This is a genomic window from Variovorax sp. 05T418 (genome assembly GCF_056396385.1).
Genome location: NZ_JBFTLJ010000004.1, coordinates 698,446 through 715,110, shown reverse-complemented (window position 1 = coordinate 715,110; position 16,665 = coordinate 698,446). Strand labels below are relative to the sequence as shown.

Genomic DNA, 16,665 nt, shown 5'->3' with positions numbered 1-16,665 from the left:
GAGGCTGGTGGAGGAAAGTCGGATGGATCGCGCTGATTTTGTTCACCTCGTCAGGCTGAGCGAGCATGCCAGCGCGGACGACAGCGCGCGCTACCGGCGCGGCGTCGCGGCTTTTGCGGCGCTCGGCTATCTCTGGGTGCTGGCTTGCCTTGCGCTTTCGGTCGGCATCATTGCCTGGGTCGCGCTGGCGGCCGGACGCGGGCGCTTCGGCTTCACGCGCGGCTGGCTGCTGCTGTTCGCCCTGGGCCTGCTCTGGGCCACGCTGCGCGCGCTCTGGGTCCGGTTCGACGAGCCTGAAGGGCGCGAGCTTTCGCGCGCCGATGCGCCCGCGCTGTTCGAGGCGCTCGAGCGCATCCGCAAGAAGATCAAGGGGCCGCCGGTCCACCGCGTCTATCTCGACGACGAGTTCAATGCCAGCATCCGGCAGGTACCGCGCTTCGGGCTGTTTGGCGGGGCGGTCAACTCCCTGAGTATCGGGCTGCCGCTGCTCATGATGCTGGACCGGTGGCGGCTGCTGTCGGTGCTCGCCCATGAATACGGGCACCTGCGCGGCAACCACGGCAAGCTCAGTGCCTGGATCTACCGCACGCGGCTTTCATGGCTGAAGCTGGACGCCAGCCTGCAGCGCGACGAAGGCGTGATGGCGCTGGTGTCGCAAGCCTTCTTCCGCTGGTACTTTCCGCGTTTCGCGGCGCGCACCTTCGCGCTCGCGCGGCAGGACGAATACGAAGCCGACCGCATCTCCGGCCGCCTGCTGGGCACGCCCGTGGCCGCGGCCGCCTTGACCGAGATCGCCATCAAGGCCCGCTGGTATGCCGACGAGTTCTGGGCCTCGCACTGGGCGCGCGCCGAACGCGAGCCGCAGCCGCCCGGTCCCTTCGAGGCCCTGAGCCAGCGCGCCGCCACGCCGCCGGACGCCGAATTCGCGCGCCAGGCCCTGCGCGAAGCCATGCGGCGCGTGAGCGACCTGGAAGACACCCATCCCGTGCTGCGCGACCGGCTCGAGGCGCTCGGCCAGAAGGCCGTGGTGCCGCCCTGGTCGGTCGAACCCGCGCTGGGCATGCTGGCCGACAGCGCCAAGTGGATCGCGCATTTCGACAACCAGTGGCGCCGTGCCCATGCCGGCGACTGGAAGCAGCACCACGCGCATCGCTCGCGCATCCGCGAGCGCGTCGAGCTGCTCGCGGCGCGGGGCGAGCGCAACACGCCCGACGAGCTGGTGGAGTGGGCGGATGCCGAACGCCGGCTCGATCCGGCCGCCCCGGTGCGTGCCCGCTATGAGCGCGCACTCCAGATCGCGCCCGAGCACTCCGGCGCCCTGCGCGGACTGGCCCAGATGCTGCCCCTGCGCGACCGCGCGGCGCGCCTGGCGGTGCTCGAGCGCCTGTACGGCTCCAGCGCGGCGAGCCGTTGGTGGGCCGCGAAAAGTGCCGTGGCCGCGCTCGAGGACCCCGATGCGGGCGCGCACGACGAGGACGCGCTCAAGCTGTGGCGCGGCCGCCTCAAGGAGGCCGAGGAAGCCGAGGCCCGCGCCTGGGAAGAGATCACCGAGACGCCTTTCTTCAGCCAGATCGCCCGGCACGACCTGGGCGACCACGAACTGGGCGAGCTGCGGGCCGACCTCGCGCGCTGCCTGCCCGTCTCGCGGGCCTGGCTGGTGCGCAAGATCCTGCGCGAATTCCCGTGGCGCCGGGCCTACGTCGTGTTCGTCGAGTTGCCGGGGCTGGACGACGACGACCGCTGGCAGCTCTGCCGCCAGCTCGAACACACGTTGAGCCTGCCGGGCGCGGCGCTGGTGCTCTGGGCCGGCCATTCGCCGACGCTGGAGGAGATCGAGCGGCAGGCTTTCGGGGCGATCTGGACGCGCACCGCGTAGCGGGCCGCCCGGCTGAGACAATCGGGGCATGCACCCCAAAGCCCTGTTGGAGGCCACCGCCGATCTGGTCGGCCTTGTCCTGAAATTCGATCACCCGGCCGACCAGGTCGTTTCGCGCTTTTTCCGCGACCACCGCGAGTTCGGCCCGCGCGAGCGCGCCACGCTTGCCGAAACCGTCTACACCGTGCTGCGCAAGAAGCTGCTGTTCGACCACCTCTCGCCCTCGGGCAGCGGCTCGAAGGAGCGCCGCATGGCGATCCTGGGCTTTCACGGCCCGCGCGACTTCCTCAAGAGCGCCCTCAACGACACCGAAAAGCGCTGGCTCGACAACTGCGACGCCGTCAAGCCGGACGATCTGCTCGAACGCCATCGCCACAACCTGCCCGAATGGCTGGTGGGGCCGCTCAAGGCCCAGCTGGGCGACGGTTTCTGGGCCCTGGTCGAAAGCCTGCAGCAGCCCGCGCCGCTCGATCTCCGCGTCAATGCGCTGACCGACAAGCGCGCCGAAGTCAAGGCGGAGCTTGCGAAGGCTGCTATCAAATCGGAAGCAACGCCGTTCTCGCCCTGGGGCCTGCGCATCGACGGCAAGCCCGCGCTGACCAAGCTGGACGCCTTCGCCCGCGGCGCCGTCGAGGTGCAGGACGAGGGCTCCCAACTGCTCGCGCTGCTGCTGGATGCCAAGCGGGGCGAGATGGTGGTCGATTTTTGCGCCGGCGCCGGCGGCAAGACGCTGGCCATCGGCGCGACCATGCGCAACACCGGCCGGCTCTACGCCTTCGACACCTCGGCCCACCGGCTCGACGCGCTCAAGCCGCGGCTCGCTCGCAGCAAGCTGTCGAACGTGCATCCGGCCGCCATCGCGCATGAGCGGGACGACCGCATCAAGCGCCTGGCCGGCAAGATCGACCGCGTGCTGGTGGACGCGCCCTGCTCGGGCCTGGGCACGCTGCGCCGCAATCCGGACCTGAAATGGCGCCAGTCGCCCCAATCGGTCGAGGAACTGACGGTCAAGCAGGCCGCCATCCTGCAAAGCGCGGCGCGCCTGCTGAAATCGGGCGGACGGCTGGTCTATGCCACCTGCAGCGTGCTGCCCGAGGAAAACGAGGCCATTGCCGAGGCTTTCAGCGCCGCCAACCCCGATTTCGTGCCCCAGGACGCCGCGGAACTGCTGCAGGGGCTCAAGGTGGAGGGTTTCGAGGCGCTCTGCGCAGGCGGAGCGGACGGCCGCCGCTATCTGCGGCTGTGGCCGCACCGCCACGCCACGGACGGTTTCTTTGCCGCGGTGTGGAACCGCAAATAGGCACGACACTCCAAATTAGGGTAAATCTGCGCCTTTAAGGAAGGGCAAAGGGCCTCATTTTGGCCCTGCCGCCTTAAAATCGCGGGTTAACTGAAAGGCTGCACCTTCGTGTGGCCATGGAGCACTTAATTCAATGTTGATTCCTGACTCTGCCGTTTTGAGCGCGGCCATCGACTGGCTCGGACACGGCTTGTGGGACCTCACATGGTGGCAAGTCGTGCTGTACACGCTCGTCACCACGCACATCACGATCGCTGCGGTCACGATCTTCCTGCACCGCACGCAGACGCACCGGGCCATGGATCTGGGCCCGATCCCCTCGCATTTCTTCCGCTTCTGGCTGTGGCTCGGCACCGGCATGGTGACCAAGGAATGGGTGGCCATCCACCGCAAGCACCACGCCAAGTGCGAAACCGAAGAAGACCCGCACAGCCCGCAGGTCAAGGGCATCGACGAAGTCCTGTGGCGCGGCGCCGAGCTGTATCGCGCCGAGTCGAAGAACAAGGAAACGATGGAGCGCTACGGCCACGGCACGCCCGACGACTGGCTCGAGCGCAACCTGTACACCCGCTACAGCTGGCAGGGCGTGGGCCTGATGCTGGTCATCAACCTGGCGCTGTTCGGCGCGCTCGGCCTCACGGTCTGGGCCGTGCAGATGCTGTGGATCCCGATCACCGCGGCCGGCATCATCAACGGCATCGGCCACTACTGGGGCTACCGCAACTTCGAGGCGCCCGACGCCAGCCGCAATGTCTCGCCCTGGGGTCTGATCATCGGTGGCGAAGAGCTGCACAACAACCACCACACGTATCCCACCTCGGCCAAATTCTCGGTCAAGAAGTACGAATTCGACATCGGCTGGGTCTACATCCAGATGATGCAGAAGATCGGCTGGGCCAAGGTCAAGAAGGTGCCGCCGAAGATGCTGATGGGCGACATCCAGCCCGTGGCCAACGAGAAGACGCTCGAGGCCGTCATTGCCAACCGCTATGAAGTCATGGCCGGCTATGCCCGCGAGATGCGCCGCGTCACCAAGGCCGAACTGGCTGCGCTCAAGACCAAGGGCGGCGACATTTCGGTGCTCAAGGCGGCCAAGAACTGGCTGCATCGCGACGACGACAAGGTACCCGCATCGGCCCGCTCGCACCTCGTGCAGGCGCGCGCTGCCCACCCGGTGATCGACAAGATGGTCACCATGCGCGAAGAGCTGCGCCAGCTCTGGCTCAACACCTCGCAGTCGCGCGAGCAGCTGGCGGCCGACCTGGCGGCCTGGTGCCACCGCGCGGAGGCCAGCGGCATCGCGGGCCTGCGCGAGTTCTCGACCCGCCTGCGCGCCGCACGCGCCTGATCAGGCAGGCGTCCGCGCCCGTCAAGAAGCCGGCCTTCGGGCCGGCTTTTTTACGCCTGTCGCACTGCGCCGCGCTGCGCGTGATTCGACAGGCAACAAAAAACCCGCTGGGGTGAGCAGCGGGTTTTTCGTGGGGGAAACCGGGCCGAATTACTTCAGCTTGATTTCCTTGTATTCGACGTGCTTGCGTGCCTTGGGGTCGAACTTCATGATCGACATCTTTTCAGGCATCGTCTTCTTGTTCTTGCTGGTCGTGTAGAAGTGGCCGGTACCCGCGGTGGATTCCAGCTTGATCTTTTCGCGTCCGCCTTTGCTCGTTGCCATGATTCAGCTCCTTAAGCTTGGCCGCGTGCACGCAGGTCTGCGAGCACGGCGTCGATGCCGTTCTTGTCGATCAGGCGCAGTGCGGCGCTCGAAACACGCAGGCGAACCCAGCGGTTTTCAGTCTCGACCCAGAAACGGCGGTATTGCAGGTTCGGCAGGAACCGGCGCTTGGTTTTGTTGTTGGCGTGGGAAACGTTGTTTCCGACCATCGGGCCTTTGCCCGTTACGTCGCATACGCGTGCCATGAGGACACTCTTTCTTGAACAGCTGGCACCGGCGCAATCGTGGCGATTGCAGGTGTTTTGCAGCTTGACCTCGCCAGAAAACGGGTGGCGGTACCCCGGCTTTGCCTGGATTCTCGGCCCCGGTTGAAAGGGGCTATTTCGGCAAAGCCTTGGATTATAGCCCCTTTGGGGCCACTCGCTTAAAGCGTGCCGTCCTGCTCGAGGAAGCGCTGGGCGTCCAGCGCGGCCATGCAGCCGGTGCCGGCGCTCGTGATGGCTTGGCGGTACACGTTGTCCTGCACGTCGCCGGCGGCAAAGACGCCCGGAATGCTGGTCATCGTGGCAAAGCCCTGCAGGCCCGAGCGGGTCAGGATGTAGTTGTCCTTCATTTCCAGCTGGCCCTGGAAGATGTCGGTGTTGGGGTGGTGGCCGATCGCGATGAAGCAGCCCTTGAGGTCGATCTGCTCGGTGGCGCCGCTTTGCGTGTTCTTGATGCGGATGCCCGTCACGCCCGTGTCGTCGCCCAGCACCTGGTCGAGTTCGTTGTGCAGCTTCAGGACGATCTTGCCTTCGGCGACCTTCTCCATGAGCTTGTCGATCAGGATGGGCTCGGCGCGGAACTTGTCGCGGCGGTGCACCAGCGTGACCTTGTTCGCGATGTTGGCCAGGTACAGGGCTTCCTCGACGGCGGTGTTGCCGCCGCCGATCACGCACACTTCCTGCTCGCGGTAGAAGAAGCCGTCACAGGTGGCGCAGGCCGAGACGCCGCGGCCCATGAATTTCTGTTCCGAGTCGATCCCCAGGTACTTGGCGGAAGCACCCGTGGCGATGATCAGCGAATCGCAGGTGTAGGTGCCGCTGTCGCCGGTGAGCGTGAACGGCCGCTTGCCGAGGTCGACCTTGTTGATGTGGTCGAAGACGATCTGCGTCTTGAAGCGTTCTGCGTGCTCGAGAAAGCGCTGCATGAGCTCGGGGCCCTGCACGCCATGCACGTCCGCGGGCCAGTTGTCGACCTCGGTGGTCGTCATCAATTGGCCGCCCTGGGCAATGCCCGTGATGAGCAGCGGCTGGAGGTTTGCGCGGGCTGCGTAGACGGCGGCGGTGTAGCCGGCCGGGCCGGAGCCCAGAATCAAGACCTTGGCGTGTTGGGGAGCGGACATGAGTGGAAAACCTAGGATTTGCGCTGCTTCAGCGTGTACATTTTCAGGGTGGTAGCGATATATGTGGAGTATCACCGCTCGGTTCAACACCGGGTGCACGGTGTTTTCAATGCGCGCGATTGTAGTAATCCATCGGGCCCACGATGGACGAGCTTGCGCACGCCGTATCAGGGATTGATAAATGTCGATGCTGTCCAATCTTGAGTTGCTGCGGCGCGTTCCGCTGTTTGCCTCGCTCACGTCCTCGCAGTCTGCAAGCATTGCGGATGCGATCATCAAGAAGCGCTTCAAGCGGGCCGAAGTCGTTGTCGAGCAGGGCAAGAAATCCGACGCGCTCTACATCATCCTGACCGGACGCGCGCGCGTGACGAGCGCCGACAACCGCGGGCGCGAGGTGATCCTTGCCACCTTGCATCCCGGCGACTACATCGGCGAGATGAGCCTGATCGATGACGAGCCCCATTCGGCCACGGTGCGCACCGAGATCCAGTGCGACGTACTCATGCTGGACCGGGACGCCTTCGCACGCTGCCTGCCCGAGAACTCCTCGATGGCCTACAACATCATGCGCGGCCTGGTGCAGCGCCTGCGCCATGCCGACCGCAAGATCGAGTCGCTTGCGCTGATGGACGTCTATGGGCGCGTGGCGCGCTCGCTGCTCGAGTTCGCGATCGACGATGGGGCAGGCAACCTGAAGGTGCGCGACAAGATCTCGCGCCAGGATCTCGCGAAAATGGTGGGCGCCTCGCGCGAAATGGTGAGCCGCGTGATGAAGGATCTCGAGGAGCGCGGATTTGTCCAGACCCAGGACGACGGCTCCATGATCGTCAAGGACCGGCTCTTGTCCCTGGCTTGAGCCGCCGGGTCCGGCGCTTCAGGCGGCCGCACCCTTTTGTTGTAGTGTTCAGGCATCCAGCCGCCGTTTCGAAGGATTGGGTGCCGCGTTTTTCATGACCTATTCGCTCAATACACTTCAATCTTCTTCTGCCGCCGAGGGGCAGCCGGTGCGCCTGCGCGCCATGCGCTTCGCCCACGAGATCACGCTGGTGGCGGGCTTTGCGGGGCTCTTGTTCTGGCTGCTGGCCATGCTGAGCTTCACGCCCTCCGATGCGGCCTGGTCGACCTCCGGCACCGGCGGCGAGATCAAGAACTGGGGCGGGCGCATCGGCGCCTGGCTGGCCGACGGCAGCTATTTCCTGGCGGGCTATTCGGTCTGGTGGTGCCTCGCGGCGGGCCTGCGGGCATGGCTTTCGTCGCTGGCCAACTGGCTGCGCGGCGGCGAGGCCGCGCCGGCCGAGCAGCCGGTGCGCGGGCGCTTCAACCGCAGCCGCCTGGCGTTCTGGTTCGGCCTGGTGCTGCTGCTGTGCGCGAGCGTGGTGCTCGAATGGTCGCGCCTGTACCGGCTCGAGTCCCACCTGCCGGGTTCGGGCGGCGGCGTGCTGGGCTACCTGGTGGGGCCCGCAAGCGTGCGCTGGATGGGCTTTACCGGATCGGCGCTGGTGGCCATCGCTGCCGGCGTGATCGGCTCGGCGCTGGTGTTTCGTTTCTCATGGAGCCAGATCGCCGAGCGCATCGGCGCGCGGGCCTATTCGCTGTTCGAGTCGCGCCGCGAAAAGCGCGAAATGGCGGCCGACATCGCCATGGGCAAGCAGGCCGCCCGCGAGCGTGCGGAGGCCGAAGACCTGCCGTTCTCGCGTGCAGCGGACGGTGGCGAGCCGGCGGATTTCGACGGCGACGAAGAACTGCGCATCGAGCCGCGCCCGAAGCGCCGCGCGGCGTCGCCGCCGGTGCAGATCGAGCCCGCGATGACCGAGGTGCCCAGGAGCGACCGCGTTGTCAAGGAGCGCCAGAAGCCGCTCTTCAAGGAACTGCCCGACAGCAAGCTGCCGCAGGTCGACCTGCTCGACGCGGCGCAGGCGCGCCAGGAAACGGTCTCGGCCGACACGCTCGAGATGACCTCGCGCATGATCGAGAAGAAGCTCAAGGACTTCGGCGTCGAAGTGCATGTGGTGCTGGCTTCGCCGGGCCCGGTGATCACGCGCTACGAGATCGAGCCGGCCACCGGCGTCAAGGGCTCGCAGATCGTCGGCCTGGCCAAGGACCTGGCGCGTTCGCTCTCGCTGGTGTCGATCCGCGTGGTCGAAACCATCCCGGGCAAGAACTACATGGCGCTCGAGCTGCCGAACGCCAAGCGCCAGTCGATCAAGCTCAGCGAGATCCTCGGCTCGCAGGTCTACAACGAAGGCAAGTCCTTCCTGACGATGGGCCTGGGCAAGGACATCATCGGCAACCCCGTGGTGGCCGACCTGGCAAAGATGCCGCACGTGCTGGTGGCCGGCACCACCGGTTCGGGCAAGTCGGTGGGCATCAACGCGATGATCCTCTCGCTGCTCTACAAGGCCGAGGCACGCGACGTCCGCCTGCTCATGATCGACCCGAAGATGCTCGAAATGTCGGTCTACGAAGGCATTCCGCACCTGCTGGCGCCGGTGGTCACCGACATGCGGCAGGCCGCGCACGGCCTGAACTGGTGCGTGGCCGAGATGGAGCGCCGCTACAAGCTCATGAGCAAGCTCGGCGTGCGCAACCTGGCCGGCTACAACACCAAGATCGATGAAGCCAAGGCGCGCGAGGAGTTCATCTACAACCCCTTCAGCCTCACGCCCGACGACCCCGAGCCGCTCAAGCGCGAGCCGCACATCGTGGTGGTGATCGACGAACTCGCCGACCTGATGATGGTGGTGGGCAAGAAGATCGAAGAGCTCATCGCCCGCCTTGCGCAGAAGGCGCGCGCCGCCGGCATCCACCTGATCCTGGCCACGCAGCGGCCCAGCGTCGACGTGATCACCGGCCTCATCAAGGCCAACATTCCCACGCGCATCGCGTTCCAGGTGTCGAGCAAGATCGACAGCCGCACCATCCTCGACCAGATGGGCGCCGAGGCGCTGCTGGGCATGGGCGACATGCTCTACATGCCGAGCGGCACGGGCCTTCCGATCCGCGTGCACGGCGCCTTCGTGAGCGACGAGGAAGTGCACCGCGTGGTGGCCTACCTCAAGAGCCAGGGCGAGCCCGACTACATCGAAGGCGTGCTCGAGGGCGGCACGGTCGATGGCGAGGGCGACATGCTGGGCGAGGGCGGCGACGCCGAGAAGGACCCGATGTACGACCAGGCGGTCGAAGTGGTGCTGAAGAACCGCAAGGCCAGCATCTCGCTGGTGCAGCGCCACCTGAAGATCGGCTACAACCGCGCGGCGCGGCTGGTGGAAGACATGGAGAAGGCGGGCCTGGTCAGCGCCATGAGCGGCAGCGGCCAGCGCGAGATCCTGGTGCCGGCGCGCGCCGAATAGCCGGCGCATGCCTGCGCACCTGGGCGTTACCCACTGACAGCCACGTTGCAAAAGCTGCAATAACGTTGCAAAACTTCATGAAGCCCCGCACATGGCGCAACGCGCAGCGGGGTATGGTCCTGTCAACGCCATCGCTTTTTCCGAGGAGCCCCAATTGAAAATTCGCCATTGGCTGTTGATCGGCCTCCTGTGTTCCGCCAACGCCTGGGCCGGCGGCCTTGAAAGCCTCGAGGCCTTCGTGAAGACGGTCAAGTCGGGCCGCGCCGAGTTCACCCAGACCGTGACGGCGCCGCCGCGCGAAGGGCAGCCCGGCCGCACCAAGACCTCCACCGGCACCTTCGAATTCCAGCGGCCCGGCAAGTTCAAGTTCGACTATCAGAAGCCCTTTGCCCAGAGCATCGTGGCCGACGGCAAGACGCTGTGGCTCTACGACGCCGACCTGAACCAGGTCACGCAGCGCGCCCAGTCGCAGGCGCTCGGCTCCACGCCCGCCGCGCTGATTGCCGCGGCACCCGATCTGCGGGCGCTGCAGGCCGACTTCACGCTCGAGGCCGCGCCCGAGCGCGACGGCCTGCAGTGGGTCAAGGCCACGCCCAAGAACAAGGACGGCCAGCTGCAGAACGTGCAGGTCGGCTTCCAGGGCGACGCGCTGGCGGCGCTCGAGATCCTTGACAGCTTCGGGCAGCGCTCGGTGCTCAAGTTCAGCAAGGTCGAAGTGAATCCGGCGCTGCCCGCCAGCGCGTTCGAATTCAAGGCGCCCGCCGGCGCCGACGTCATCAAGCAATAGCCACCGGACGCACCGCAGGTTTGGCCACCAGTTCGCATCAACCCCTTGCCGAGCGCCTGCGTCCGAAGACGCTCGGCGAGGTCATCGGCCAGCAGCACCTGCTGGGGCCGGGCATGCCGCTGCGCATTGCCTTCGAATCGGGCCAGCCGCATTCGTGCATCCTCTGGGGGCCGCCCGGCACCGGCAAGACGACCATCGCGCGGCTGATGGCCGATGCCTTCGATGCGCAGTTCCTCAGCATCAGCGCGGTGCTCGGCGGCGTGAAGGACATCCGCGATGCGGTCGAACGCGCCACGGCGGCGCGCGACGGCCTGGAGCAGCGGCGCACGATCGTCTTCGTCGACGAGGTGCACCGCTTCAACAAGAGCCAGCAGGACGCGTTCCTGCCGCATGTGGAATCGGGGCTCTTCACCTTCATTGGCGCCACCACCGAGAACCCCTCGTTCGAGGTCAACTCGGCCTTGCTTTCGCGTGCGGCCGTGTACGTGCTGCAACCGCTCACCGAGGCCGACCTCAAGCAGATCGTGGCCAAGGCGCAGGCCATCCAGGCAGTGCCGGGCATCGAGGACACGGCCATCGACCGGCTCGTCGCCTATGCCGACGGCGATGCGCGGCGCCTGCTCAACACGCTCGAGACGCTGGCCGTCGCGGCCCGCGCCGAGAAGCTCGGCCACATCACCGACGAATGGCTGCTGCGCGTGCTCGGCGAACGCATGCGGCGCTACGACAAGGGCGGCGAGCAGTTCTACGACACCATCAGCGCGCTGCACAAGTCGGTGCGCGGCAGCGACCCCGACGCCTCGCTCTACTGGTTCGTGCGCATGCTCGACGGCGGCGCCGATCCGCGCTACATGGCGCGCCGGCTGGTGCGCATGGCCAGCGAGGACATCGGCCTGGCCGACCCGCGCGCGCTGCGGCTCGCGCTCGACGCCGCCGAGGTGTATGAGCGCCTGGGCACGCCCGAGGGCGAACTCGCGCTGGCCGAGTGCGTGGTCTACCTGGCGATGGCGCCCAAGTCGAATGCGGTCTACACCGCCTACAACGCCGTGCGCGCGCTCATCAAGAAGGACAGCACCCGCCCGGTGCCGATGCACCTGCGCAACGCGCCCACCAAGCTCATGAAGGACCTCGACTACGGCAAGGGGTACCGCTACGCGCACGACGAGGAAGGCGGCTTTGCCGCGGGCGAGCGCTACCTGCCCGATGGCCTCGAGGGCCAGGTTTTCTACCAGCCCGTCGAGCGCGGGCTTGAAATCCGCATCGCGGAGAAGCTGCGCGAACTGCGCCGCCTGAACGGCCAGCGCGAGGAGTGATACGCCTTTTCGCCATGCGCGTACGCCATGCATGACTTCACTCGCATACAGCATGGCATGAGCGGGTAAACCCCGGGCAAGGCGCACCAAATCGGCGCTGGTGGGTGCTTACAATCCCGCCCACAAATCAGCCAGCGGCACATGTTGGCTGGTTTTTTGCTTATCAAGCCAAGGTGCCAAACCGGTGCCAAGGTGGGTGAACAGCACCCCGCAACGGTGCAACAAATAGGGAACGCGTTATGGAAATATTGCTGCAGCAGATCATCAACGGTCTGGTCCTGGGCAGCATGTATGCCTTGATAGCCTTGGGCTACACCATGGTGTACGGCATCATCAATCTGATCAATTTTGCGCACGGCGAAGTGCTGATGGTGGGGGCGCTCACGAGCTGGACCATCATCGGGCTCATGAAGGAATCCATGCCCGGCACGCCCGGCTGGCTGATCCTCATCATCGCGCTGATCATCGCCTGCATCGTTGCAGCCACGCTCAACTTCGTGATCGAGAAGGTCGCCTACCGGCCGCTTCGCAACAGTCCCAAGCTCGCACCGCTCATCACGGCCATCGGCATGTCGATCCTGCTGCAGACGCTGGCCATGATCATCTGGAAGCCCACCAACAAGGCCTATCCCAACCTGCTGTCGACCACGCCCATCGAGGTGGGCGGCGCGGTGATCTCGCCCACGCAGGTCATGATCCTGAGCGTCACGGCGTTCTCGCTCGTGGTGCTGATGTGGCTGGTCAACTACACCAAGCTCGGCCGCGCGATGCGCGCCACCGCCGAGAACCCGCGCGTCGCGGCGCTGATGGGCATCCGGCCCGACATGGTCATTTCGGCCACCTTCATCATCGGTGCCGTGCTCGCGGCCATCGCGGGCGTCATGTACGCCTCCAACTACGGCATCGCGCAGCACGCGATGGGCTTCCTGCCCGGCCTCAAGGCCTTCACCGCGGCGGTGTTCGGCGGCATCGGCAACCTGGCCGGCGCGGTGGTCGGCGGCATCCTGCTCGGGTTGATCGAAGCCATCGGCTCCGGCTACATCGGCACCCTCACGGGTGGCGTGCTGGGCAGCAACTACAGCGACATCTTCGCTTTCATCGTGTTGATCGTCATGCTCACGCTGCGGCCCTCGGGCCTGCTCGGCGAGCGCGTGGCGGATCGGGCCTGAGGAGCAGCACACCATGAAGAACAGCAAGAACCTCGCGCTCTACATCCTGGGCGTCGTCGCGGTGCTCGCACTGCCGATCTTCCTGCAGAGCCAGGGCAACGCCTGGGTGCGCATTGCCGACATCGCATTGCTCTACGTGATGCTCTCGCTCGGCCTGAACATCGTCGTCGGCTATGCCGGCCTGCTCGACCTGGGCTATGTGGCCTTCTTTGCGATCGGGGCCTACCTGTTCGCGCTGATGGGCTCGTCGCACCTGTCCGACACCTTTCCGTGGTTCAAGGCCATGTTCCCGAACGGGCTGCACACCTCGCTGCTCATCGTGATACCGCTGGCGCTCGTGGTGGCCGGCATGCTGGGCGTGCTGCTCGGTGCGCCCACGCTCAAGCTGCGCGGCGACTACCTGGCCATCGTGACGCTCGGCTTCGGCGAGATCATCCGGGTGTTCCTGAACAACCTCGACCAGCCGATCAACATCACCAACGGACCCAAGGGCATCACGGCCATCGACTCCGTCAAGTTCTGGGGGCTCGACCTCGGCAAGGCGTGGAAGTTCGACGGCTTCTCGATCTCCTCGGTCACGCTCTACTACTACCTGTTCCTTGCGCTGGTGGTGGCCACGATCATCATCTCGCACCGCTTGCAGATGTCGCGCATCGGGCGCGCCTGGATGGCGATCCGCGAAGACGAGATCGCCGCCAAGGCCATGGGCATCAATACCCGCAACATGAAGCTGCTGGCCTTCGGCATGGGCGCGAGCTTCGGCGGCGTGTCGGGCGCCATGTTCGCGGCCTTCCAGGGTTTTGTCTCGCCGGAGTCGTTCAGCCTCATGGAGTCGGTGATGATCGTTGCCATGGTGGTGCTGGGCGGCATCGGCCACCTGCCGGGCGTGATCCTCGGCGCCGTGCTGCTGGCTGCGCTGCCCGAGGTGCTGCGCTATGTGGCCGGCCCGCTGCAGGCCATGACCGACGGCCGCCTCGACGCGTCCATCCTGCGCCAGCTCTTCATTGCGCTGGCCATGATCATCATCATGCTGGTGCGTCCACGCGGCCTCTGGCCTTCGCCCGAGCACGGCAAGACATTGCAGCGCAAGGGGGCCGCTGCCCCCGGCGCACCGGTGGCGCCGGGGTCGCTGCAGACCCATGCGCCGGGCATCGAGACGCCGGCCGACGAACTGCCGGGTGCGGCCTCGCGCCCCATGTCGATCAATCCGTGAGCCGAAGGAGAAAATCAACATGACGACAGACACCATCCTCGACGTTCGCGGCATCTCCAAGCGCTTCGGCGGCCTGCAGGCGCTTTCCGACGTCGGCATCACCATCAAGCGCGGCCAGGTCTACGGCCTCATCGGCCCCAACGGCGCCGGCAAGACCACCTTCTTCAACGTGATCACCGGGCTCTACACGCCCGACAGCGGCAGCTTCGAGCTGGCCGGCAAGCCCTACCAGCCCACGGCCGTGCACGAAGTGGCCAAGGCCGGCATTGCGCGCACCTTCCAGAACATCCGCCTGTTCTCCGAAATGACGGCCCTCGAGAACGTCATGGTGGGGCGGCACATCCGCACGCATTCGGGCGTGTTCGGCGCGATGCTGCGCACCGGCAGCTTCAAGGCCGAGGAAAAAGCCATCGCCGACCGCGCGCACGAGCTGCTCGAGTACGTGGGCATCGGCAAGTTCGCCGACTACAAGGCGCGCACGCTGTCGTACGGCGACCAGCGCCGGCTCGAGATTGCGCGCGCACTGGCCACCGACCCGCAGCTCATCGCACTCGACGAGCCCGCCGCCGGCATGAACTCGACCGAGAAGGTGCTGCTGCGCGAACTGATCGACCGCATCCGCAAGGACGACCGCACCATTCTCATCATCGAACACGACGTCAAGCTCATCATGGGCCTGTGCGACCGCGTCACCGTGCTCGACTACGGCAAGCAGATCGCCGAAGGCACGCCCTACGACGTGCAGAAGAACGAAAAGGTGATCGAGGCCTACCTCGGCACCGGAGGACACTGAAATGGCGACGACGACGATGACGAGCGCAGAAGAAACAACAACGACGGCAACGGCAACTGCAACCCCGCGCAAGACCGCGGCCAACGCCCCTGGCAAGACGCTGCTCAAGGTCAGCGGCCTCAAGGTCGGCTACGGCGGCATCCAGGCGGTGAAGGGTGTGGACTTCGAGGTCCACGAAGGCGAACTGGTGTCGCTGATCGGCTCCAACGGCGCCGGCAAGACCACCACAATGAAGGCGATCACCGGCACATTGCCGGCGGGTGCCGGCACCATCGAATTCCTGGGCCGCAACATCAAGGGGCGCGGCGCCTGGGACCTGGTGGGCGAGGGCCTCGTGATGGTGCCCGAAGGCCGCGGCGTGTTCACGCGCATGACGATCACCGAGAACCTGCAGATCGGTGCCTACATCCGCAAGGACAAGGCCGAGATCGCGAGCGACATGGAGCGCGTGTTCGTGACCTTCCCGCGGCTGCGCGAGCGCAAGGACCAGCTCGCGGGCACCATGTCGGGCGGCGAACAGCAGATGCTGGCCATGGGCCGCGCACTCATGGCGCGCCCCAAGGTGCTGCTGCTCGACGAGCCCACCATGGGCCTGTCGCCGATCATGTGCGACAAGATCTTCGAGGTGGTGCAGACCGTGGCCGCGCAAGGCGTGACCATCCTGCTGGTGGAGCAGAACGCCAACCGCGCGCTGCAGCTGGCCGACCGCGGCTACGTGATGGAGTCGGGCCTCATCACGATGACGGGCGACGCCAAGGATCTGCTGAGCGACCCGCGCGTGCGGGCCGCCTACCTCGGCGAATAAGCTCCAAGGGTCAGTCGACCCTGGCGCCGGTCGCCTTCACGACGGCTTCGTACTTGGAGAGTTCGCTCTTCATGAACGCGCCGAACTGCTCGGGCGAATTGGCGACCGGCTCGGCCAGCAGCGTGGCAAAACGGGTCTTCGTTTCCGGTGCGTTCAGCGCCGCCACGAAGGCCTGGTTGAGCTTCACGACCACGTCGTGCGGCGTGCCGGCCGGTGCCACCAGGCCCCACCAGGTGTCGATCGAGAAGCCCTTGAGCGTGTCGGCCACCGGCGGCAGCTCGGGCATGGCGCTGCTGCGCTGCAAGGTCGTCACGGCAATGGCCTTGAGCTTGCCCGAGCGGATGTTCGGCGCCGCCGTGGCCAGGTTGTCGAAGTTGAAGTCGACCTGGCCCGAGAGCAGCGCCAGCTGCGCCGGATTGCCGCCGTTGTACGGAATGTGCAGCGCGAAGATGCCGGCCTGCTTCTTGAACAGCTCGCCCGCCAGATGCCCGGCGCTGCCGTTGCCGCCGCTGCCGTAATTGAGCTTGGCGGGGTTGGCCTTGGCGTAGCGGATCAGGTCGGCCACGCTGTTGATCTTGAGGCGCTGCGCCGTTTCCGCATTCATCACCAGCACGTTCGGCACGCGCACCATCTGCGTGATGGGCGCGAAGTCGGTCGCCGCGTTGAACGGGATCTTGCTGTAGAGCCACGGATTCACCGCGTGGGTGGCGGTGGCCGCAATGCCGATGGTGAGGCCGTCGGGCGCCGCCTTGGCCACGATGTCGGCGCCGATGTTGCCGCCCGCACCGGGCTTGTTGTCGATGATGACCGTGCCCAGGGAGTCCTTCACGCGTTCGGCCAGCATGCGGGCCGTGACGTCGATGGGGCCGCCAGCGGCGTAGGGCACCACGAGGCGGATCGGGCGCTGCTGCTGGGCCGCGGCCTGGCCAGCGGTGGCCAGCAGCGTGGCGCCGGCGAGCAGCGCGAGGAGGAAGTGTCTCGTCTTCATTCTTTGATGTCGTCT

Annotated in this window: 15 protein-coding genes; 11 read left to right on the top strand and 4 right to left on the bottom strand. The window is 66.2% G+C overall.

What is annotated here, in order from left to right; genetic code table 11:
* Positions 1-22: 22 nt before the first annotated feature.
* The 3 genes from AC1DMS_RS11950 (at position 23) to AC1DMS_RS11940 (ending at position 4,524) form a co-directional block, all read left to right on the top strand.
* Positions 23-1,876, top strand: coding sequence for a M48 family metallopeptidase (locus tag AC1DMS_RS11950; protein ID WP_412510474.1), 1,854 nt, complete (start codon positions 23-25; stop codon positions 1,874-1,876).
* Positions 1,877-1,904: 28 nt separating this feature from the next.
* On the top strand, positions 1,905-3,176 hold the full coding sequence (locus tag AC1DMS_RS11945; RefSeq protein ID WP_012746428.1) for an RsmB/NOP family class I SAM-dependent RNA methyltransferase: 1,272 nt from the start codon (positions 1,905-1,907) through the stop codon (positions 3,174-3,176).
* A 133-nt stretch (positions 3,177-3,309) separates the two neighbouring features.
* Positions 3,310-4,524 carry a DesA family fatty acid desaturase gene (locus AC1DMS_RS11940; protein WP_012746429.1) on the top strand — a complete coding sequence of 405 codons (1,215 nt, stop codon included), beginning with the start codon at positions 3,310-3,312 and terminating at the stop codon, positions 4,522-4,524.
* Positions 4,525-4,674: 150 nt separating this feature from the next.
* Here AC1DMS_RS11940 and rpmG read toward each other — a convergent pair whose 3' ends face one another.
* From rpmG to trxB, 3 genes are all read right to left on the bottom strand, one after another.
* Positions 4,675-4,848 (bottom strand): 50S ribosomal protein L33, encoded by a 174-nt coding sequence (gene rpmG / locus AC1DMS_RS11935; RefSeq protein ID WP_007830291.1) that lies wholly within the window; start codon positions 4,846-4,848, stop codon positions 4,675-4,677.
* Positions 4,849-4,859: 11 nt separating this feature from the next.
* Entirely contained in the window at positions 4,860-5,093 is a 234-nt protein-coding gene (rpmB, locus tag AC1DMS_RS11930) for a 50S ribosomal protein L28 (protein ID WP_007830293.1), read from the bottom strand.
* Positions 5,094-5,272: 179 nt separating this feature from the next.
* Positions 5,273-6,232 (bottom strand): thioredoxin-disulfide reductase, encoded by a 960-nt coding sequence (gene trxB, locus AC1DMS_RS11925; RefSeq protein WP_012746430.1) that lies wholly within the window; start codon positions 6,230-6,232, stop codon positions 5,273-5,275.
* A 181-nt stretch (positions 6,233-6,413) separates the two neighbouring features.
* Between trxB and AC1DMS_RS11920 the strand changes: the two genes are divergently transcribed.
* From AC1DMS_RS11920 to AC1DMS_RS11885, 8 genes are all read left to right on the top strand, one after another.
* The gene (locus AC1DMS_RS11920) at positions 6,414-7,088 is read left to right on the top strand and encodes a Crp/Fnr family transcriptional regulator (RefSeq protein ID WP_018903175.1); all 675 of its coding nucleotides are present in this window, start codon (positions 6,414-6,416) and stop codon (positions 7,086-7,088) included.
* 94 nt (positions 7,089-7,182) lie between these two features.
* Positions 7,183-9,582: a DNA translocase FtsK gene (locus AC1DMS_RS11915; protein ID WP_028254019.1), complete on the top strand. Its 2,400-nt coding sequence runs from the start codon at positions 7,183-7,185 to the stop codon at positions 9,580-9,582.
* A 154-nt stretch (positions 9,583-9,736) separates the two neighbouring features.
* Positions 9,737-10,369, top strand: a complete 633-nt coding sequence (gene lolA / locus AC1DMS_RS11910; protein WP_012746433.1) for an outer membrane lipoprotein periplasmic chaperone LolA — start codon at positions 9,737-9,739, stop codon at positions 10,367-10,369.
* A gap of 20 nt (positions 10,370-10,389) precedes the next feature.
* A complete protein-coding gene (locus AC1DMS_RS11905) occupies positions 10,390-11,682 on the top strand; it encodes a replication-associated recombination protein A (RefSeq protein WP_012746434.1) in 1,293 nt (430 codons plus the stop codon).
* A 239-nt stretch (positions 11,683-11,921) separates the two neighbouring features.
* A complete protein-coding gene (locus AC1DMS_RS11900; protein WP_012746435.1) occupies positions 11,922-12,851 on the top strand; it encodes a branched-chain amino acid ABC transporter permease in 930 nt (309 codons plus the stop codon).
* Between the two features lie 13 nt (positions 12,852-12,864).
* On the top strand, positions 12,865-14,064 hold the full coding sequence (locus AC1DMS_RS11895) for an ABC transporter permease subunit (protein ID WP_018903178.1): 1,200 nt from the start codon (positions 12,865-12,867) through the stop codon (positions 14,062-14,064).
* A gap of 19 nt (positions 14,065-14,083) precedes the next feature.
* A complete protein-coding gene (locus tag AC1DMS_RS11890; protein ID WP_012746437.1) occupies positions 14,084-14,857 on the top strand; it encodes an ABC transporter ATP-binding protein in 774 nt (257 codons plus the stop codon).
* 16 nt (positions 14,858-14,873) lie between these two features.
* The gene (locus tag AC1DMS_RS11885; RefSeq protein ID WP_027730917.1) at positions 14,874-15,662 is read left to right on the top strand and encodes an ABC transporter ATP-binding protein; all 789 of its coding nucleotides are present in this window, start codon (positions 14,874-14,876) and stop codon (positions 15,660-15,662) included.
* A 10-nt stretch (positions 15,663-15,672) separates the two neighbouring features.
* Here the strand turns inward: AC1DMS_RS11885 and AC1DMS_RS11880 are convergent, their stop codons facing one another.
* Complete coding sequence (locus tag AC1DMS_RS11880; protein WP_027730918.1) at positions 15,673-16,650, bottom strand: Bug family tripartite tricarboxylate transporter substrate binding protein; 978 nt, start codon at positions 16,648-16,650, stop codon at positions 15,673-15,675.
* Positions 16,651-16,665: the final 15 nt, after the last annotated feature.